The 19,635-nt window shown below is 64.0% G+C and carries 18 protein-coding genes; 3 read left to right on the top strand and 15 right to left on the bottom strand.

Translation table 11 applies throughout. The annotated features are described in order from the left end of the window. From ACK5L9_RS20735 to ACK5L9_RS20745, 3 genes are all read right to left on the bottom strand, one after another. A partial coding sequence (locus ACK5L9_RS20735; RefSeq protein ID WP_416913352.1) for an NAD(P)(+) transhydrogenase (Re/Si-specific) subunit beta occupies window positions 1–643 on the bottom strand: 643 nt, incomplete at its 3' end. A gap of 12 nt (window positions 644–655) precedes the next feature. Next, the gene (locus tag ACK5L9_RS20740) at window positions 656–2,230 is read right to left on the bottom strand and encodes a Re/Si-specific NAD(P)(+) transhydrogenase subunit alpha (RefSeq protein WP_416913353.1); all 1,575 of its coding nucleotides are present in this window, start codon (window positions 2,228–2,230) and stop codon (window positions 656–658) included. Window positions 2,231–2,429: 199 nt separating this feature from the next. Next, window positions 2,430–3,131: a hypothetical protein gene (locus ACK5L9_RS20745; RefSeq protein WP_416913354.1), complete on the bottom strand. Its 702-nt coding sequence runs from the start codon at window positions 3,129–3,131 to the stop codon at window positions 2,430–2,432. Window positions 3,132–3,308: 177 nt separating this feature from the next. On the opposite strand from ACK5L9_RS20745, the gene pepN reads away from it, so the two are divergent. Then, window positions 3,309–5,882, top strand: a complete 2,574-nt coding sequence (gene pepN / locus ACK5L9_RS20750) for an aminopeptidase N (RefSeq protein ID WP_416913355.1) — start codon at window positions 3,309–3,311, stop codon at window positions 5,880–5,882. A gap of 41 nt (window positions 5,883–5,923) precedes the next feature. Further along, the gene (locus ACK5L9_RS20755) at window positions 5,924–6,835 is read left to right on the top strand and encodes a 1-acyl-sn-glycerol-3-phosphate acyltransferase (RefSeq protein WP_416913356.1); all 912 of its coding nucleotides are present in this window, start codon (window positions 5,924–5,926) and stop codon (window positions 6,833–6,835) included. A gap of 277 nt (window positions 6,836–7,112) precedes the next feature. On the opposite strand, the gene ACK5L9_RS20760 is transcribed toward ACK5L9_RS20755, so the two are convergent. From ACK5L9_RS20760 to ACK5L9_RS20795, 8 genes are read right to left on the bottom strand one after another with little or no spacing between them, the layout of a single operon-like run. Further along, window positions 7,113–7,814, bottom strand: a complete 702-nt coding sequence (locus ACK5L9_RS20760) for an ABC transporter ATP-binding protein (protein WP_416913357.1) — start codon at window positions 7,812–7,814, stop codon at window positions 7,113–7,115. Next, window positions 7,811–8,557 (bottom strand): ABC transporter ATP-binding protein, encoded by a 747-nt coding sequence (locus ACK5L9_RS20765; RefSeq protein WP_416913358.1) that lies wholly within the window; start codon window positions 8,555–8,557, stop codon window positions 7,811–7,813. The genes ACK5L9_RS20760 and ACK5L9_RS20765 overlap by 4 nt, the downstream gene beginning before the upstream one ends. Continuing rightward, the gene (locus tag ACK5L9_RS20770; RefSeq protein WP_416913359.1) at window positions 8,554–9,504 is read right to left on the bottom strand and encodes a branched-chain amino acid ABC transporter permease; all 951 of its coding nucleotides are present in this window, start codon (window positions 9,502–9,504) and stop codon (window positions 8,554–8,556) included. Before ACK5L9_RS20770 ends, ACK5L9_RS20765 begins: the two co-directional genes overlap by 4 nt. Next, window positions 9,504–10,430 carry a branched-chain amino acid ABC transporter permease gene (locus tag ACK5L9_RS20775; protein WP_416913360.1) on the bottom strand — a complete coding sequence of 309 codons (927 nt, stop codon included), beginning with the start codon at window positions 10,428–10,430 and terminating at the stop codon, window positions 9,504–9,506. Before ACK5L9_RS20775 ends, ACK5L9_RS20770 begins: the two co-directional genes overlap by 1 nt. 47 nt (window positions 10,431–10,477) lie before the next feature. Then, complete coding sequence (locus ACK5L9_RS20780; RefSeq protein ID WP_416913361.1) at window positions 10,478–11,650, bottom strand: ABC transporter substrate-binding protein; 1,173 nt, start codon at window positions 11,648–11,650, stop codon at window positions 10,478–10,480. A gap of 57 nt (window positions 11,651–11,707) precedes the next feature. Continuing rightward, entirely contained in the window at window positions 11,708–12,943 is a 1,236-nt protein-coding gene (locus tag ACK5L9_RS20785; protein ID WP_416913362.1) for a flavin-dependent oxidoreductase, read from the bottom strand. After that, window positions 12,940–13,410 (bottom strand): cupin domain-containing protein, encoded by a 471-nt coding sequence (locus tag ACK5L9_RS20790; protein ID WP_416913363.1) that lies wholly within the window; start codon window positions 13,408–13,410, stop codon window positions 12,940–12,942. Before ACK5L9_RS20790 ends, ACK5L9_RS20785 begins: the two co-directional genes overlap by 4 nt. Window positions 13,411–13,452: 42 nt before the next feature. After that, the gene (locus ACK5L9_RS20795; RefSeq protein WP_416913364.1) at window positions 13,453–13,890 is read right to left on the bottom strand and encodes a cupin domain-containing protein; all 438 of its coding nucleotides are present in this window, start codon (window positions 13,888–13,890) and stop codon (window positions 13,453–13,455) included. A gap of 180 nt (window positions 13,891–14,070) precedes the next feature. Between ACK5L9_RS20795 and ACK5L9_RS20800 the strand changes: the two genes are divergently transcribed. Next, entirely contained in the window at window positions 14,071–15,072 is a 1,002-nt protein-coding gene (locus ACK5L9_RS20800) for an AraC family transcriptional regulator (protein ID WP_416913365.1), read from the top strand. Window positions 15,073–15,079: 7 nt separating this feature from the next. Here the strand turns inward: ACK5L9_RS20800 and iolG are convergent, their stop codons facing one another. From iolG to ACK5L9_RS20820, 4 genes are all read right to left on the bottom strand, one after another. After that, a complete protein-coding gene (gene iolG, locus ACK5L9_RS20805) occupies window positions 15,080–16,072 on the bottom strand; it encodes an inositol 2-dehydrogenase (RefSeq protein ID WP_416913366.1) in 993 nt (330 codons plus the stop codon). A gap of 102 nt (window positions 16,073–16,174) precedes the next feature. After that, window positions 16,175–17,650 (bottom strand): PLP-dependent aminotransferase family protein, encoded by a 1,476-nt coding sequence (locus ACK5L9_RS20810; protein ID WP_416913367.1) that lies wholly within the window; start codon window positions 17,648–17,650, stop codon window positions 16,175–16,177. 53 nt (window positions 17,651–17,703) lie between these two features. After that, entirely contained in the window at window positions 17,704–18,495 is a 792-nt protein-coding gene (locus ACK5L9_RS20815; RefSeq protein WP_416913368.1) for an ATP-binding cassette domain-containing protein, read from the bottom strand. 2 nt (window positions 18,496–18,497) lie between these two features. Next, complete coding sequence (locus ACK5L9_RS20820; RefSeq protein ID WP_416913369.1) at window positions 18,498–19,622, bottom strand: ABC transporter permease; 1,125 nt, start codon at window positions 19,620–19,622, stop codon at window positions 18,498–18,500. Window positions 19,623–19,635: the final 13 nt, after the last annotated feature.

The following is a 19,635-nucleotide window of genomic DNA, read 5'->3' on the forward strand; positions in this document are numbered from 1 at the left end:
CCGCGACCAGGATCAGCCAGAACACCGACGGGCCGATGTCGGCACAGTAGAGCAGGCCCAGGATCAGCGATCCCGCCGCCGCCGCCGCGTTCAGCAGGTGCCCGCCGGGCAGCTTCTTCGGCTTGCCGTCGATCCGACCCGCCAGCTTGCCGAAGGCCACCACCGAGCCGGTGAAGGTCACCGCGCCGATGAACACCCCCAGAAAGACCTCGATCTGCAGCATGTTCAGTTCGGCCGGGGTCTTGTGGGTCAGCACCTCGGCGAAGCCGCGGAAATGCTCGGTCGATCCCTCGGCCATGGCGCGCAGCACCCGGCCCATTTCCAGTTGCGCGTTGAAGCCGACGAAGACGGCGGCCAGACCGACCAGAGAATGCATGGCCGCGACAAGCTGCGGCATCTCGGTCATCTGCACGCGCTTGGCCACGACCCAGCCAATGCTGCCGCCGATGGCGATCATGATGGCCGACAGCCACCAGTTGCCCGCACCGGGTCCGAACAGCGTCGCCAGAACGGCCAGCGCCATGCCGACGATGCCGTACCAGATAGCGCGCTTTGCGCTTTCCTGTCCCGACAGCCCCCCGAGGGAAAGGATGAACAGGACGGCTGCGACCACATAGGCCGCGGTGGTGAATCCGTATTCCATGCGTCCCTCTCCTTACGACTTCTGGAACATCGCCAGCATGCGGCGGGTGACCATGAAGCCACCGAAGATGTTGACGCCCGCCATCAGCACCGACAGCGCCGCCAGTACCACCACCAGCCCCGAGCCGGAACCGATCTGCATCAGCGCACCCAGAATGATGATCGAGCTGATCGCGTTGGTGACGGCCATCAGCGGCGTGTGCAGCGAATGGGCCACGTTCCAGATGACGCGGAAACCTACGAAACAGGCCAGCACGAAGACGATGAAATGCGACATGAAGCTGGCGGGGGCCAGCAGCCCGGCCAGCAGCAACACGATCCCGCCCCCTGCAAGCAGGGTGATCTGCGATTTCGTCTCGGCCCGGAAGGCGGCGACTTCCTGCGTGCGCCGTTCCTCGGGGGTCAGTTCCTTTTTCTTTTCCTTGGGCTTCTGCGCTGCGATGGCGGCGATTTTCGGCGGGGGTGGGGGCCATGTCACGTCATGGGCATGGGTGACGGTTGCGCCCCGGATCACGTCGTCTTCCATGTTGTGATGAACGACGCCGTCTTTTTTCGGGGTCAGGTCGGTCATGAAATGGCGGATATTGTTGCCGTACAGTTCCGACGCCTGCGCGCCCATCCGGCTGGGGAAATCGGTATAGCCGATGATCACCACACCGTTATCGCTGACGATGCGCTGATCGGGAACGGTCAGATCGCAATTGCCGCCCTTTTCGGCGGCCAGATCGACGATGACGCTGCCGGGCTTCATGGCCCGGACCATGTCGGCGGTCCACAGCTTGGGCGCGTCGCGACCGGGAATCAGCGCGGTGGTGATCACCACATCCATCTGCGGGGCCAGTTCGCGGAATTTCTCAAGCTGCTTTTCGCGAAATTCCGGGCTGGAGGGCGCGGCATAGCCGCCCGTTGCGGCCCCGTCCTGAGCCTGTTCCTTGAAATCGAGGAACACAAATTCCGCGCCCATCGATTCGATCTGCTCGGCCACTTCGGGGCGGACGTCAAAGGCATAGACCTGCGCGCCAAGGCTGACCGAGGTGCCGATGGCGGCCAGACCGGCCACCCCCGCGCCCACGACCAGCACCCGCGCAGGCGGAACCTTGCCCGCCGCAGTCACCTGCCCGGTGAAGAAGCGCCCGAAATTGTTCGCGGCCTCGATCACCGCTCGATAGCCCGCGATATTGGCCATCGAGGAAAGCGCGTCCATCTTTTGCGCGCGGCTGATCCGGGGCACCATGTCCATGGCAATCGCGGTGACGCCCTGATCCCTGGCCTTTTCAAGCAAGCCGCTGTTCTGCGCCGGATAAAAGAACGAGATCACCGTCTGGCCGTCGCGCATCCGGGCGATTTCATCCTCGGATGGCTGGCGTACCTTGGCTACGACATCGACGGCACCGATCAGTTCGGCGGGGCCAGCCTCGACCGTGACGCCGACCTTGCGATAGTCGTCGTCGGAAAAGCCCGCGAGGGTGCCCGCGCCGCTTTCGACGAATACCTCATGCCCAAGTTTGTGCAGATGCGCTGCGGAAGATGGGGTGACGGCGACCCGCGCCTCACCCTCGTAGCTTTCCTTCAATGCGCCAATTTTCATGGCTATAAAGCCCCCCAAATTTTCCCAGTTCGCTTGGGGACGTGAATAGCATCGCGCAACAATCTTTCACAAGGGTGCGATTGGCTGAAACGTTGCGTGATAACGGATGGGGCGTTTCCCGGCGGGTATATGTGCGCCGCAACGAAAAAGCCGCGCGGATGATCCGCGCGGCCCGGCTTTCAGTCCGAATGCCAGAGGATCACTGCGTGGGGGCCGGCGGGGGCGTGCCCTCGGCGGGCGCAGGCGCAACGGGAGCCGGTGTCGCCTCGGGGGCCGCGCCGTCCGTACCGCCCGACACGGCATTGCCGATCGCGTTGGCCGCGTCTTCCGCCGCGCCCTCGACGGCATTGGCCGCATCTTCCGCCACGTTCCCGGCGGCGGTCATGGCATCCGAGGCAGTTTCCGCAACGGCGTCACCGGCCTGTTCGACCATGCTGCCCGCGTCGGTGGCGGCCTCTTCGGTGGCGGTTGCCGCGTCAGTCGCGGCGGCACCGGCGGCGGCACCCGCGTCGGTGGCGGCCTCTTCCGTCGCCGCAGCGGCATCAGTCGCCGCCTGTTCGGTTGCGGTGGCGGCGCTGTCTGCCGCTGCCTCGGCCTCGGTCGCGGCCTCGTCTGCCGCCGCCTCGGCCTCGGCGGCAGGGGTTTCGGTCGCGCTTGCCGTATCGGCAGGCGCCTCTGCCGGGGTGCTCACGGTCGTGGTCGCGCCATCGGTGGCCACGGCATCGTCGGTATTGAACCGCTGAAGCACGAAATAGGCCAGCGCCAGTGCCAGCACGACGCCGATGATCAGTGGCAGCGGCGAGGACCGGCGCTCGACCGGTTCGACATAGGTTTCTCGGGGTTTTGCAGGATCGCGATCATCTGCGGGCTTGCGCTTGGGGTCGTTCGGATCATAGGTCATGGACGAACTCCATCATGAATTTCTTGCACCGGTTCGGTCAACAGATCTGGTCCGTCAGCGCGGCGAAGTCAATCGCTGCGCCGGGAATGCGCACTTGCGGGCGGGCTTTTGCAACACTAACACGTCAGAACATGTTGAGTTTCCCGTGACAGACACCCCCTCAGACGGAGAATCCCTGTGCCCGGACCAGTCAGCCCCAAAGTGCAATACCTCGCGGACTACACGCCTTATCCGTTCATCCTGACGGAAACGCGGCTGGAATTCGACCTGCAACCCGGCGCCACCCTTGTGTGCGCAGAACTGGCGCTGCGACCACGCGTCGCAGGGGCTGATCTGGTTCTGGACGGCGGAACCGGGCTGGAACTGGTCAGTCTGGCGATCGACGGCACCCCGCCCTTGCCCGGACATGTCACGCGCGATGTCGAAAATTTGACCATTGCCGCCGCTGCCCTGCCCGATGGCTCCTTCACCCTGCGAACCGAGGTCAGGATCGACCCGTCGGCCAATACCGCCTTCGAGGGGCTGTACCTGTCCGGCGGAATGTTCTGCACCCAATGCGAGGCCGAGGGTTTTCGGCACATTACCTTTTACCCTGACCGCCCTGATGTTATGGCACCTTTTCGCGTCGCGATCCGGTCGGACAAGCCGGTACTGCTGTCGAACGGCAACCCGGTGGAACGCCGCGACGGCTTTGCCGAATGGCACGACCCTTGGCCCAAGCCCGCCTATCTTTTCGCGCTTGTCGCGGGCGATCTTGTGGCAGTCAGCGACCGCTTCACCACCATGTCGGGGCGCGGGGTTGATCTGCATGTCTGGGTTCGCCCCGGCGATCAGGACCGCGCCGGTTTCGCCATGGAATCGTTGGTCAGGTCGATGGAATGGGACGAAAAGGTCTATGGCCGCGAATATGATCTGGACGTGTTCAACATCGTCGCCGTCGATGATTTCAACATGGGCGCGATGGAGAACAAGGGGCTGAACATCTTCAACTCGAAACTGGTTCTGGCCAGCCCCGAAACCGCGACCGATGGCGATTACGAACGTATAGAGGGCGTGATCGCGCATGAATATTTCCACAACTGGACAGGCAACCGCATCACCTGCCGCGACTGGTTCCAGCTTTGCCTGAAAGAGGGGCTGACGGTCTTTCGCGACCAGCAGTTCACCGCCGACATGCGCAGCGCGCCGGTCAAGCGCATCGCCGATGTGCAGGCCCTGCGCGCCCGCCAGTTCCGCGAGGATCAGGGCCCGCTGGCCCATCCTGTGCGGCCCGATCACTATGAGGAAATCAACAATTTCTACACCGCGACCGTCTATGAAAAGGGGGCCGAGGTCATCGGCATGCTGAAGCGGCTGGTCGGCGATGACGGTTACAAGGCTGCACTGGATCTGTATTTCGACCGCCATGACGGACAGGCCGCGACCATCGAGGATTGGCTGAAGGTGTTCGAGGATGCGACCGGTCGCGATCTGGCGCAGTTCAAGCGCTGGTATACGGACGCGGGCACACCGCATCTGACCATGTCCGAGGATTGGCAGGATGGCAGGCTGACCCTGAATTTCACGCAGGCAACCCCGCCCACGCCCGGTCAGGACGTCAAGCCGCCGCGTGTCATTCCCGTTGCCGTCGGCCTGATCGGCCCGAATGGAGACGAGGTCCGGGCGACCGAGATTCTGGAAATGACCGGCGCAGAACAAAGCTTTGCCTTCGACGGGCTTGGGGCGCGGCCTGTCGTGTCGGCGCTGCGCGGCTTTTCGGCCCCCGTGGTGCTGGAACGGCGGATCGACGACCCGACCCGCGCCTTTCTGCTGGCCCATGACACCGACCCCTTCGCCCGGTGGGAGGCCGGGCGTGATCTGGCGCTGTCGGCGCTGATCTCGCTGGCGCACGGGCAGGATGCGGGCGGCGGTTATGTCGATGCCATCGGCAGGCTGGCGGGGGATGACACTGCCGACCCGGCCTTTCGCGCATTGTGCCTTGCCCTGCCGGGAGACGAGGAAATCGCCACGCAGCTTTCGGTGCGGGGTATCACACCCGATCCCGATGCCATCCATGCCGCGCGCGAGGGGCTGGCCCGCCGCGTGGCCGAGGCGCATCAGGGCCTGCTATCCGCGCTTTACGACGACAACGCCGTCGAAGGCCCCTATTCCCCCGATGCCACCTCAGCGGCACATCGGGCGCTGCGGCTGGCCGCGCTCGGTCTGCTGAACCGCATTGATGGCGGCGACCGGGCCGAGGTACTGTTCGGCACGGCTGGGAACATGACCGAACGTATGGCCGCCCTTTCCTGCCTGCTGCAACGAGGACGCGGGACCACCGCGCTGGATGCGCTGCGGCAGGAATTCGCCGAAAACCGGCTGGTCATGGACAAGTGGTTCTCGGTTCAGGTGACAGCCGCTCCGCCCGCCGATGCCGCCGCCATCGCCGAACGGCTGTCGCGGCGCGACGATTTCGACTGGACGAACCCGAACCGGTTCCGCGCGCTGCTGGGCGGGCTGGCCGCCAATCATGCCGGCTTTCACACCGCAAGCGGCGCAGGCTATGATTTCACCGCCCGGTGGCTGATGAAGATGGACAAGTCCAACCCTCAGATCGCGGCGCGCATGTCCACCGCCTTTGAAACATGGACCCGCTATGATCAGGGCCGCCGCGACAAGGCGCTGGCGGCACTGCGGCAGATGGCCGCGATGGAGGGCATCAGCCGCAACCTGCGCGAAATGGTCTCGCGCATGATCGCGGCGGGCGGCTGACCCGGCTTGAGGTCGGGCGCGGCGCAGGGCAGGATGGCCGGATGACTGACCCGACCACCGATGCACGGGCCGAGATGCGGACCCGCCTGGATCCGCTGATCGCCGAGCGGGCCCCATGGCTGCAATCGGGCCGCCTGTTTCACCGGATCGCGCGGCGGCTGATGATGAGGCTGCTGTGCTATCCCCGTACCATCGATCTGGCGGCGGGGTTCCGCGACCTGCCCACGCCCGAGATCCTGTGCCAGGTGTCGCAACTGATGGTCCGCGACCTTCGCGTCGAGGGGATCGAACATGTCCCGACCACCGGCCCCGCGCTGATCGTCGCAAACCACCCGACGGGCATTGCCGACGGCATCGTGATCTGGGCATTGCTTGCGCCCCTGCGCAACGATCTGTTCGTATATGCCAATCACGACATGATCCGTGTCTTGCCGCAGATGGCCGATCTGATCGCTCCGGTCGAATGGCGCGTGGAAAAGCGCAGCCATGCCAAGGCGAGGGCGACGATGGATTTCACCCGCAACGCGCTGGCGGCAGGGCGGATCGGGCTGATCTTTCCCTCGGGCCGTCTTGCCAAACGGCGGGGCCTCACGCTGCACGAACGCCCGTGGATGGCCAGTGCCGCGATGATCGCGCGGAAATTCGGCGTGCCGGTGATTCCGTTGCGCATACGGGCACGCAACTCGGCCCTGTTTTATCTGCTGGACGCGCTTCATGCGACGCTGCGCGATGTGACCCTGTTCCACGAGGTTCTGAACAAGGCGCGCCAGCCCTATCGCATCACGGTGGGCAGACCGCTTGATCCGGCCACCCTGCCCCGCAACGCCGAAGCTGCGATCACCACGCTGCGGCAGACGGTCCTGGACCTGCCCCCGCCAGGCCCCGACGCCATGCGCCTGACACAAGGCAGCGGTCGTGCCAGGCTGGTCGGGGGGCCGCGAAAGCTGGCGTGAGGCAAGCGCGACATTCGCCATCAGCGCAATATCGTCAGCCCCGGCATAGCCCGGCACCGCCGCAGTTTTGCGTCCCGCGATGGCCGGGGGGCTGTGCACCCCCCGGACCCCCTGCAAACGCCTGCGGCGGACCTGCGTCCGTCAGCTATAGCCTGACGACTTTCGTCTGGTTATGTTGTCAGGCTAAAACCATTTGATTTCATGCTGATGCTGCGCCAATTTGATGATCAAATTGGCGCAGCATCAGCTATACATCGTTCGTGCAGCAAATCCGGCCTCAAAGATGCAAGAATCCCTCGACCCTGGGGCGTTCCGCAGCAAAGGCCCCGGCGTCGCCGGTCCAGACGATTTCGCCCTTTTCAATGACATAGTAACGATCAGTGATCGGGGCCAGTTCGTCCAGGTTCTTGTCGATCAGCAGGATCGCCAGCCCTTCGGCCTTCAGCCCGCCCAGCATCGACCAGATCTCGTCGCGGATCAGCGGAGCAAGACCCTCGGTCGCCTCGTCAAGGATCAGCAGGGCGGGATTGGTCATCAGCGCCCGGCCAATGGCCAGCATCTGCTGCTCGCCGCCCGAAAGCTGAAAGCCCAGATTACGCTTGCGCTGTGACAGCCGGGGAAAGGCGTCATAGACGCGGTCCTCGGTCCAGCCCTGCGGGATGGGCCGGGCCGTCGCGCGCAGATTTTCGCTGACGGTCAGCGACGGAAAAATCCGCCGCCCCTCGGGGACCAGCCCCAACCCGGCCCGTGCCACGCGAAAGGGCGGTGCGCCGGTCAGATCCTGCCCGCGCACGCGGATTTCGCCGGCACTGGGGCGCAAAAGTCCCATCAGGCAGCGCACGGTGGTGGTCTTGCCCATGCCGTTGCGGCCCATCAGCGTGCTGACCCGCCCCTCGGGCAGGGTCATGTCGATACCGAACAGCACGCGCGCATTGCCATATCCCGCCTCAAGCCCCGAAATCGTGACCAGATCGCTCATCCTGCGGCCTCTCCCAGATAGGCGGCGCGGGCGGCGGGGTCGGCGCGAACCTCGTCGGGGGTGCCGCGCGCCACCACCTCGCCATCGACCAGCACCGAGACAGTATCGGCCAGCCGGAAAATCGCGTCCATGTCATGTTCGACCAGCAGCATCGGAATACTGCGGCGCAATTCTTCCAGAATCCCGGTCAGCATCGTGCTTTCGGTACGGCCAAGCCCTGCCATGGGTTCGTCCAGCAACAGGAATTTCGGCGCACCAGCCAGCGCGATGCCCAGTTCCAGAAGCCGCCTTTCACCATGCGACAAATCCGCCGCCAACACGCCCGAGCGGTGGCCCATGCCGATCCGCTCCAGCGTGTCCAGCGCGATCCGGTTCAGCCCGCGTTCACGCGCGGCAATGCGAAAAAAGCGCATGCTTGAGCCATCCTTGGCCTGCGCCGCCAGCGCCACGTTTTCCAGCACCGAAAATCCGGGCAGGATCGAGGTTAACTGAAAGGTCCGGCCCAGTCCGGCCTGCACCCGCTGCCAGACCGATTGCCGGGTGATGTCCTGCCCATCCAGAAAGACCTGCCCTGAATCGGGGCGCAGTACGCCGGAAATCTGATGGATCAGCGTGGTCTTGCCCGCGCCGTTCGGCCCGATCAGCGCGTGACAACGCCCCCCGGCAACCGAAAGCGAGATGTCGCGGCTGACATGGACGGCGCCGAAATACTTGTTCAGATTGCGGACCTCAAGCACGCTCATGCCGCGTCCTCCGGTGCAGGGCGACTGAACAGCCCGCTAAGCCCGCCCTTCGCGAACAGCACCAGCACCACCAGCAGCGGGCCATAGATCAGCCGCCATTCATGCAGGATCGCGCCAAGGGCCTCTTCCATGATGACGATGAAGAACGCACCCAGAATCGCGCCGTTGCGGCTGCCAAGACCGCCAAGGACGACCACGACGATCAGGTCGGCCGAACGCTGCCAGGTCGCCAGCGCCGGGCTGACAAATTCGGCATATTGCACCAGCAGCACACCCGACGCGGCCGCAATCATCCCCGCGATCACATAGGCGGTCAGGCGAAAGCGAAAGACGGAAAAGCCCATCACTTCGGCCCGTTCGGAATTGTCACGCGCGCCGCGCAGCACCCGGCCAAAGCGCGACAGGCCAAGCCGGTGAACGCCCCACCATGTCAGGACCAGCACCGCAAGCACGACGAAATACAGCCCCCCGCCATTCTGCACGATGTCGCTGCCAAACAGTGTTGCCAGCGACCACAGCGTCAGCCCGTCATCGCCGCCATAGCCCGCCAGTGAGGTCAGGGTGAAATAGGCCATCTGGCCGAAAGCCAGCGTGATCATCAGGAAATAGACCCCCTCGGTCCGCAAGGCCAGCGTCCCTGTGGCGAGGGCGAAAAGCCCGGCGACCAGCAGCGCCAGCGCCAGCAGGACAAGAATCTCGCTGATCCCGCTTTCAAGACCGATCGCCGCCGCATAGGCCCCGATGGCGACAAAGGCGGAATGGCCAAGGCTGATCATCCCCCCCTGCCCGATCAGCAGGTCCAGCGAGATCGCGGCAATGGCCAGCAGCATCGCCTTGATCAGCAGGCTTTCAAGATATCCTCCGCCCAGCAGCGGCAGAACGAATGGCGCAACCAGCAGCAGGGCAAAGATGATTGCAGCGGTGACAAGGCCATGATCGCGCGCCATCACGCGGCCCCTTTCGCGGGCAACAGGCCCTGCGGCCGGAACACAAGGATCGCCGCCATCAGGATATAGATCAGCATCGAGGCCAGCGCCGGCCCGATCTGGTTGGCCATGGACGGGCCAAAGACCAACCCAACGGCACCCGTCGCCAGCGTACGCCCCAGCGTGTCGATCAGCCCGACCAGCAGCGCGCCCAGAAACGCCCCCCGGATCGAGCCGATGCCGCCGATGATGATGACGACGAAGGCAACGATCAGGATGTTGTCACCCATGCCCGGCTCGATGGCAAAGATCGGCGCGGCGATCACTCCGGCGAAACCCGCCAGCATCGCGCCGACGCCAAAGACGATCATGAACAACCGTTCGATATCGACCCCCAGCGCCGAGACCATGTCGGGCGTCGTTGCCCCGGCACGGATCAGCATACCCACCCGCGTCCACGTCACCGTGACATACAGCAGCGCTGCCACGGTCAGCCCGGCCAGAATCGTCACGAAGCGATAGACCGGATAGCGCAACTGATCGGTCAACTGGATCGAACCGGAAAGGAACTCGGGCGCGGGCAGTGACAGGGTGGTGGGGCCAAAGATGACCTTCATCAGCTCGTTCAGGAACAGGATGATTCCGAATGTCGCCAGCACCTGATCCAGATGCGAGCGGGCGTAGAGATGCCGGAAGACCAGATGCTCCAGCAGCAGGCCGATGACCAGCGCCGTCGCCATCGACAACAGCACGGCGGCAAGGAAATGGCCGGTCAGGTTGTAATAGACAAAGGCCAGATAGGCCCCGACCATATATTGCACGCCATGCGCCAGATTGATGAACCCCATCACCCCGAACACAAGCGTCAGGCCCGCCGCGATCAGAAACAGCAGCGTGCCATATTGCAGCCCGTTCAGGCACTGAATGAGAAGCAGGGTCAGGGACACAGGGGAACCGCCTTTCGGATGATCATGCGCGACAGTCCTTGGCAGCCCTACATCTTGCAGTCCTGATGAAAGCTGTCCTGATAGTCCTCGACCACGGTGCGCACCGTGGTGGTCCAGAATTTCCCGTCATCGCGTTTCGCGACCTGGATCATGTGAAAATCCTGAATTGGATAGTGATTGTTGTTGAAGGCGAATTTGCCCCGGACCGAGGTGAAATCGGCCGCCTCAAGCGCGGCGCGCAGCGCATCCTTGTCATCGGTCGCGCCGCCGGTCTTTTCCAGCGCGCTGGCGATCAGATGCGCGGCATCAAAGGATTGCGCGGCATATGACCCCGGCACATAGCCGTATTTTTCCTCGAAGGCCGTGACAAAGGCGGTATTCGCCTCGTTCGTCATGTCGGGTGCCCATGACCCCGCCGACAGAAAGCCAAGTGCCTCGTCCTGCTGACCCGGCAGGGTGGTTTCGTCGGTGGTAAAGACCGAGATGAATTTCACCTTGTCCGACAGGCCCGCCGCGTCAAACTGCTTGACCAGCCGCACGCCCGAGCCGCCGGGCATGAAGGTGAACAGCGCATCTGCCCCCGATGTCGAAATCCGCGCCAGTTCGGCCGAGAAATCCTGCTGCCCCAGCGGAGTATAGACTTCATCCGCGACCTTACCCGCGAAAGTCTTGTTGAAACCCTCGATATTGTCGCGCCCGGCCTGATAGTTGGGCACCATGGTAAAGACGTTCTGGAACCCCTCTTCGTTGGCGATCATGCCACTGACCTCGGCGTTCTGGTTGTTCTGGTACGAGGTGACGAAGAAATAGGGATTGCAGTTCTTTCCGGCAAAGGTCGAAGGCCCGGCATTCGGGCTGATCAGAAAGGTTTCCGATTGCACCACCGGCTTGTATATGGCCTGAAGCATGTTGGAAAACACCGTGCCCACGACGAAATCGACCTGATCGCGCTCGACCAGCGATTTCGCCTTCAACAGGGCGACATCGGGCTTCAGTTCGTCATCCTCGACGATCAGTTCGACCGGCTGGCCCCCAAGCGTGCCGCCGTTCTGATCCAGCGCAAGCTGAAAGCCGTCAACGATCTGCTGGCCCAACGCGGCGGGCGGGCCGGACAGCGTCACCACCAGGCCGATCTTTATGTCCTCGGCCAGTGCGGCAGTTCCCGCGCCAAGGCCAAGGGCGGCGGCGGTAGACAGGATCCGTGTCAATCCGGTTGTCATGATCTTTACTCCCTGTTGCGCCCCGTTTCGGGGTCGCGTTGTATCGTGGCGGCGGCGTCAACCTGCCTCTTTGGTCGCGAACCCGGCCATCCGGGCATAGCCCTTGACGATGGCCTTGCGGTCCTCATAGCACAGCACATCATCGACATTGTCAAAGCGGCGCGGGCTGAGGCGTTCGACCTCGTCGATCACCCGCTCGGGCCCGCCGATGCGGTTGGTGCGCACCACCTCGGCGGTTTTCGGCAGCCGGTCCTGTTCATAGCGATACAGCGCCTCGCGCGGGTGTTCGGCCTGCGCCAGATGGTCGGCCAGACAGCGCGCGTCCAGAATTGCCTGCGCCGCCCCGTTCGAGCCGACCGGATACATCGGATGCGCCGCATCCCCCAGCAGCGTTACCCGCCCATGGGTCCAGCGCGGCAGAGGGTCTCGATCAGCCATCGGATATTCAAAGATCGCGCTGCTGCCCCGGACAAGCGCCTCAAGGTCGAAACCCGGCACGGTAAAACGTCTGGCATGGGGCAAAACCTTGGCCAGCGGTGCCTGTTTCGACCAGCTTTCGGGCGGAGGAGGCGAGACGCTGGCATCGGCCACGCGCACATTCACAACCCAGTTCATCAACTGCCTGCCATCTTTTGCGGGCGCAATGGGATACAGCACCAGCTTGGCCCCCAACCCGCCCGCAATGGCCATGGTTTCGCCATCTTCCCAGACCGGCCATTCGGCGGCCCCCCGCCACATGACGACCCCTGTCCAGCTTGGCCTGCCCTCGTTCGGAAAGAACCGCTTGCGGCCCATGCTGTGAATGCCGTCAGCGCAGACCAGCACCTCGCTTCGCAACGTGCGCGAGGACAGCCCGTCGATGGCGTCGGTGAAATGCGCCGTCACCCCCGCCTCGTCCTGAACGAACCCCGTCAGGCGCAGCCCGGTCAGCACCGCGCCCGGCCCCAGTCTTTCGACCACCGCGTCATACAGCAGTTTTTGCAGCCGCCCGCGATGAATCGAGAATTGCGGATGATCGTGGCCCGCATGCATGCCGCGCAGTTCTCGCCAGACCTCTTGCCCGTTGCGGGTCAGATAGCGCAGCTCGCGCGTGCGCAGCCCGACCTCGTCCAGCCGGGGCAGCAGGCCAAGTTCTGCCAGTTCGGCGATGGAATGGGGCAGCGTGTTGATACCGACGCCGACCTCTCGCACCTGCGCCGCCTGTTCGACGACCTGTGCGGCAATGCCCCTGTGATGCAGCATCAGCGCCGTGGTCAGCCCGCCGATACCAGCACCCGCGATCAGGACGGTCATTGCCCGCCCCCCCCGGCCTCGTCGGGCGGTAAAAAGTCGATCGCATGCGCGGCCGAGACCGCCACCACCTGCGCCGGGTCCGCATCCGGGCCCATATTGTGCAATTCCCAGAACAGGTCAAACAGCCGCCCCGAAGGCGTCACCCAGAACAGCGTCTTGATCGTGACGTCGGTCCGGTTGAAGATCCCGTGCGGAATGCCGCGGGGCAGTTTCACAAGATCGCCGGGTTCGCCGGTCATTTCCCTGCCATCCAGCAGAAAGGTGAACCGCCCCTCAAGGATATACAGGAATTCGTCCTGATCGGGGTGGATATGCGGCGGCACGAAAGTGCCAGGCGGAAAGCTGGCATGCCACGAGAAACATTCCTCGGTCATCTGCTTGGGCACATAGGTCTGGCCAAGGATGTTCCAGCGGATCGAATCCATGCTGTCGCGGGATTTGACGATGCCCGGTTCCATTGCGGTCATGTCTCTGCCTTTCCTGTTCTGGGTCTGCTGTCCGGCGGCGTCTCAGGCACCCGGAGGGGGCAGAAAATCCACCTCGCGCAGCGCCGACAGCCGCACCAGCTCGGCCGGATCGGTCACGCCGTCCAGTTCGGTGAAAAGCTGATAAAGCTGACGCGAGGGCGAGACGCCAAAGACGCACAGCGCCGTGGCCCCCGAGCGGTTGAAGATCCCGTGCGCGATACCGCGCGGCATGCGGATCGTGTCGCCGGGACCGGCGCGCAGGGTCTTGTCGGGAAACTCGATCTCAAGCTGGCCGTCCAGCATATAGATCCATTCGTCCTGCGTCGGGTGGATGTGATGCGGAACAAAGGTGCCCGCCGGAATCGTGGCGTGCCAGATAAAAGCATCCTCGCCATGCAGTTTCGGCACATAAGTATGCCCCACCACGTTCCATGCATGCCCGTTCAGGCCGTCTGCAGCCGCCGTTACGCCATGTTCCATCGCGCATATCCCCCTGTTTTCCCCTGTTCGTGGCCAGCCTAACCTGAAACCGGCCAATCTTTTATCCAAAAAACGAATCCCTGTTGCGCCAGAATGTTTCAGGGTTAAAATAATTACGCTATCTCAGCCAATCTCATCCAATGGCCCGGCGACAAGGGCCGCAAGCCACACAGGGATCAAATGACAGCCGAGCAGACGCCCCCTGTCAGGGAATATTTCGCCGATCATCCTGTCCTGCGCACGCATGATCTGGACGAGGCCCGCCACCGCGTCGCCCAGCAGCTTTGTGATCACCGGCTGGAAATCCGTCACCGCAGCGCCCCCCTGTCGGTGCGGCATAATGCGGTGCGCGGCTGCAACATCTCGGTCAATTACCTGTCCTATGGCCCCGAGGTCTCGGTCGATCCGGGCAGCCAGCGGCCCTTTTACCTGCTGCATCTCGCCCTGTCGGGCAAGACCGCCATCCAGCACCGGGGAGAAGAGATGACCGCCTCGCCCGCACTGGCGGCGATCCTGAACCCGGACCGGGGGGCCAGGCTGCATTGGGGCGAATCCTGCCGCAAACTGCTGTTCCAGATCGACCGCGCCCATGTCGAGGCCGTTGCCGTGGCGCTGACCGGCGCGCCGCTGCCCGGTCCTATCCGCTTTGACATGAAGGTCGATCTTGGCACGCCGCAGGGTCGGCAATTGCAGCGCGTCGTCACCGCCTGCACCAGCGCGGTCGAGAATGGCAACCTGTTCCGCCGCCCGCTGCGCGGCGGCGATCTGCGCGCCGAATACGATCTGGCCCATGCGTTGCTGACCCTGCAACGCAGCAATATTACGCATATCATCGAACGGGCCGACCACCGTGCAAGACCCCGCGCGATCCGGCAGGCGATGAACTATATCCACGCCAACCTGTCCGAGCCGATCACCTTGGCCGACATCGCCGCCGCCGCCGACATTAATGTGCGCACGCTGCAAATGGGGTTTCAGCGCGACTGCGGATTGTCGCCCATGCAGGTGTTGCGCAACGCACGGCTGGACACCGCCCGCTATCGCCTGATGGCCCGTCAGGACGCCCCCAGCGTTTCCGAGGCTGCCTATTCCGCCGGGTTTTCACATCTGGGCCGGTTTTCGCGCGACTACAAGGACCGCTTTGGCCATTCCCCCAGCGAAAACCCCGTCCTGCCCCGCTGACGGAACGTCAGAAATCCAGCCGCTCGAACCGGCCAGACCGGGCCGAGGCAAGCGCGGCCTCGCAGATGATCATGGCGCGGCGTCCATCCTCGGCACCGACGGCGGGCAAAGTGCCGGTCTCGATACAGGCGATGAACCGGTCCAGTTCGTTGTAATAGCTTTCCTGATAACGCTCGACAAAGAAGTAATGCGGCCTGTCGCGTGACATCGCGGCGGATGTGGCCAGTTCCACCGATGTCGGAAAACAGTTATCCGCTCGAATCATCCCGTCCGAGCCGTGCACCTCGATCCGCTGATCATAGCCGTAACTGGCGCGGGCCGAGTTGTTGATGTGGCACATCCGCCCCGACCGGGTGCGCAGGATGAACATGGCGCTGTCGTAATCGCCATGTTTCGCGAAATAGGGCGCAATCAGGCAGGCACCGGCGGCGAAAACCTCGGATGGTTCCTCGCCCAGCAGGTGCCGCGCCATGTCGAAATCGTGGATGGTCATCTCGCGGAACAGTCCGCCACCGGCAGCGACGGCGGGTTCGGGTTCGGGTTCGGGGTCGCGGCTGGTGATGATCACCTGTTCCACCGTCCCCACCGCCCCGGCATCCACCCGGCTTTTCAGCGCTGCGAAACTGGGGTCAAAGCGGCGGTTGAAACCGATCTGAAAGATCGCCCCGGTTTCACGGATGACGCGCAGGCAGGCATCGGTGCGGGCCAGATCCATGTCGATGGGCTTTTCGCAGAAGATCGCCTTGCCCTGCCGCGCCGCCGCGATGGACAGATCGGCATGGGTGGCCGTGGCCGATGCGACGATCACGCCCCGCAGCGCCGGATCGGCAAGCGCGGCATCGGCATCCACGGATTGCGCGCCCGTAGCCTCGGCGATCCGCCGCGCTGCCTCGGGGCGGGGATCGACCACATATTTCAGCCGTGCCTGAGGGTGCCGAAGCACATTGGCCGCGTGCACGGAACCGATCATTCCCGCGCCGAACAGACAGATCTCGATCATGGTCCCTCGTGCTTTTTTTCATGTCCGCTCCGCCGGCACACGGGGCGGCTACAGGTTTCGGGGATACTCCGGCCCCATGAAAGGACCAGTTTACCGCAATTTTCAGGGTCCAGATGTAACGCGGTGGCCGGTCAGCCTTTGCAGCAGCCCGCGCAGGTTGCGGGTGCCCTGAAGAATTTCGCGTTCGTTCACGGCGGCAAAGCCGACCACCAGCCCCTGACGGTGCGGTTCGTGGCGGTATTGAATCGACAGCGGCGACAGGTTGATCCCCAGCTTGCGCGCCTCGGCCGCGATCAGGCGGTCGTCAAGGCCGGGCTTCAGATGGCAGACAAGCTGGATCCCGGAATCGGTTTCGGCCACATCCAGCCATTCGCCCAGTTCGGCGCGGAAAGTCTGGATGAAACATGTCCGGCGGGCAGAGTACAGCCGCCGCATCCGCCGCAAATGGCGCACCAGATGACCCTCGGCGATGAAATCGGCCAGCGCCGCCTGGGTGATCAACGGCGCGAACTGGCCGGTCACGCTAAGCGCGGCGGGGCTGGCGGCGGCCAGCCCCTCGGGCAGAACCATGAAACCCAGCCGCATGGCCGGGAACAGCACCTTGGCGAATGTGCCGACATAGATCACCCGGCGCGAGTTGCTGATGCCCTGCAAGGCCGGGATCGGCTGTCCCTGAAAGCGGTATTCGCTGTCGTAATCATCCTCGATCACCCATGCGCCGAATTCATCGGCCAGCCGCAACAGCCGCAGCCGCTGATCCAGCGACATGGTGACGCCCAAAGGGTGCTGACATGACGGCGTGACATAGATTGCGCGCGGTGTCGGGCCGGTTGCGGGCCGCAGATCCCAACCACCAGCATCCACCCGCAGCGGCAGCAGGCTGGCCCCGGCGCAGACAAAGGCCGAAGCCGCGCCGTAATAGCCCGGCTCCTCCATCCAGACGGTATCGCCGGGGTCCAGCAGCAGGCGCGCAAGCAGGTCAAAGGCGGCTTGCGCGCCGGTGGTCACGACAATCTGTTCGGCCCGGCAATCCACCCCGCGCGAGGCGGCAAGATAGCGGCGTATCATCTCCAGCAGGTCGGGATGGCCACGGATGTGATAGGATCCGAACAGGTTGCTGCGGGCATGTTTGGCACGCGCGGCCAGCATCTTGGACCAGATGCTGAAGGGAAAATGTTCGGCATCGGGCATGCCGGGATGCAGGCCCGGCTGCCCCGGCTGGCCATGATGGAATGGCTGCGCGATCATCTCTTCGCCGCGCCGCGACAGCCGGGGAACCGGGGCGGGTTCGCGCAGGCGGGCCGCGTCCTCGTCAAGCTTGAGATCGGCGACCCTGGGAACCGAACCGCGCCGGACCACCAGATATCCCTCGATTGCCAGTTGATCATAGGCGGCAATGACGGTGTTTCGCGCCAGCCCCAGATCAGCGGCCAGCACCCGCGACGAGGGCAGAGGGCTGCCCGCAGGCAGGCTGCCGCGTTCGATCCTGAGGCGAAACCAGCCGTAAAGCTGACGGGGAAGCGGCTGGCCCGAATCGCGGTCCAGATAGATCCCCTCGCTGGGGAACAGCGATTTCATTCCCGGCCCCTGCCCTTTCCCGGCGATGGCCGGGTGCCCCCGCCCTGCCATCTTCAACGGGACAGATTAGCATCATTCGTTGCGGCGGTAAGCGCCTGAAGCTCTCGCTTGCCGGCCATGATGTCCAGCACCTCCATTTCGGTGATCTCATCCTTGAGGAATGTGCCGACCGACGTTCCGCGCGACAGCAGGGTGAACTTGTCGCCCACCGGATAGGCGTGATGGATGTTATGGGTGATAAAGATAACCCCCAGCCCCGCCTCGCGTGCCTGCACGATATAGCGCAGCACCGTCGAGGCCTGATGCACACCCAGGGCCGAGGTCGGTTCGTCCAGGATCAGCACGCGCGCGCCGTGATAGACGGCGCGCGCGATGGCAACACATTGCCGTTGCCCCCCCGACAAGGTGCCGACTGCCTGCTGCGGATCCTTGATGTCGATGCCGATCCGCGCCAGTTCGCCAAAGGCGATGCGGTCGGCGCTTTTCAGGTCGATCCGCCGGAACGGTCCCCGGCCGATGGTCGGCTCGCGGCCCAGAAAGAAGTTCCGGGTGATGCTCATCAGCGGGATCATGGCCAGATCCTGAAAGACGGTGGCGATGCCCTGATCCAGCGCTTCGCGCGGCGAGGACAGAACCCTGCGCTTGCCGTCGATCAGGATTTCGCCGGTCGAAGGCTGATGAACCCCCGACAGGATCTTGATCAGCGTCGATTTTCCGGCACCGTTATCGCCCAGCAGGCAATGCACCTCGCCCGGCTGGACGGCGATATTGATGCCGGTCAGGGCCGTGACGGACCCGAAATGCTTGCTGACATCGCGCAGCTCGATGATCGCTTGTTCCGGCATGGTCAGGCCTCCGTCGCCTTGCGGCGCACAAAATTGTTCACCAGAACCGCGATCAGGACCATGATGCCCAGAAACACGTTGAACCAGTCGGAATCGATGCCGGTATAGAAGATGCCCATCTCGACCGTGCCAAAGATCAGCGCCCCGAACATCGCCCCGATGGCCGAGCCATAGCCCCCCGTCAGCAGGCAGCCGCCAATCACCGCCGCGATGATCGCCTGAAACTCTTTCAGCGTCCCGCGCAGCGTGTCGGCGGACCCTGCCTCAAGCACCTGAATGGTGGCGAACAGCGTCGCGGCGGCGGCGGTGCCGATGAACAGCATGATCTTGACCCGATCCACCGGCACGCCAACATTGCGCGCCGCATTGGCATCGCCGCCCGACGCGAAGATCCAGCTTCCGAAACGTGTGCGCAGCAGGATCCATGTCGCCAGCGCGACCAGCATCAGCCACCATGCGACCGACATCGGCAGCCCCGCAGCCAGCGGCGTGCCATCCGGTTTCACGTCGATCCAGCCCATGTCGCCCATCCACTGAAACAACCCGGTCAGCCACCTGCCGCCAAACAGCCGCACAAAGAACGAATCCTCCTGTCCCTCGGTGATATAGGGGATCTGCGTGCGCCCGGTGATCGAGCGCGTGACCGCCAGCGTCAGCCCGCGCAGAATGAACAGGCTGGCCAGCGTCACGATGAACGAGGGCAGCCCGGTCCTGACCACCAGCAGCCCGTTCACCGTACCGACCACCACCGCCAGCGCGAAGGCCAGCAGGACCGCGCCCCAGACCGGCAGGCCGAATTCGGTCACACCAAGCCCGATGGTGACGCTGGCGAAACCGATCATCGACCCGACGGACAGATCAAATTCGCCCCCGATCATCAGTAGCGCAACCGCCACCGCCAGAATGCCCAGTTGCGCCGAGACCTGAAGGAAGTTCGAGATCCCAAGCGCGCTGAACAGCCCGCTATTGCCCGCGAAAATCGCGAAAAGGGCGAAAACGAGGATCGTTCCGCTCAGCGATCCCAGTTCGGGGCGGCGCATCAGCCGGGCCAGTGTCCGCCCCGTGCTTCGGGGCGGTATCGTGTCAGGGATCGGGTACGGGGTGTCCCGGTTCGGCGAAGTGGTCATGTCTTTCCCCTTC

The sequence above is a fragment of the Paracoccus sp. (in: a-proteobacteria) genome (assembly GCF_047973135.1).
Lineage (GTDB): Bacteria > Pseudomonadota > Alphaproteobacteria > Rhodobacterales > Rhodobacteraceae > Paracoccus.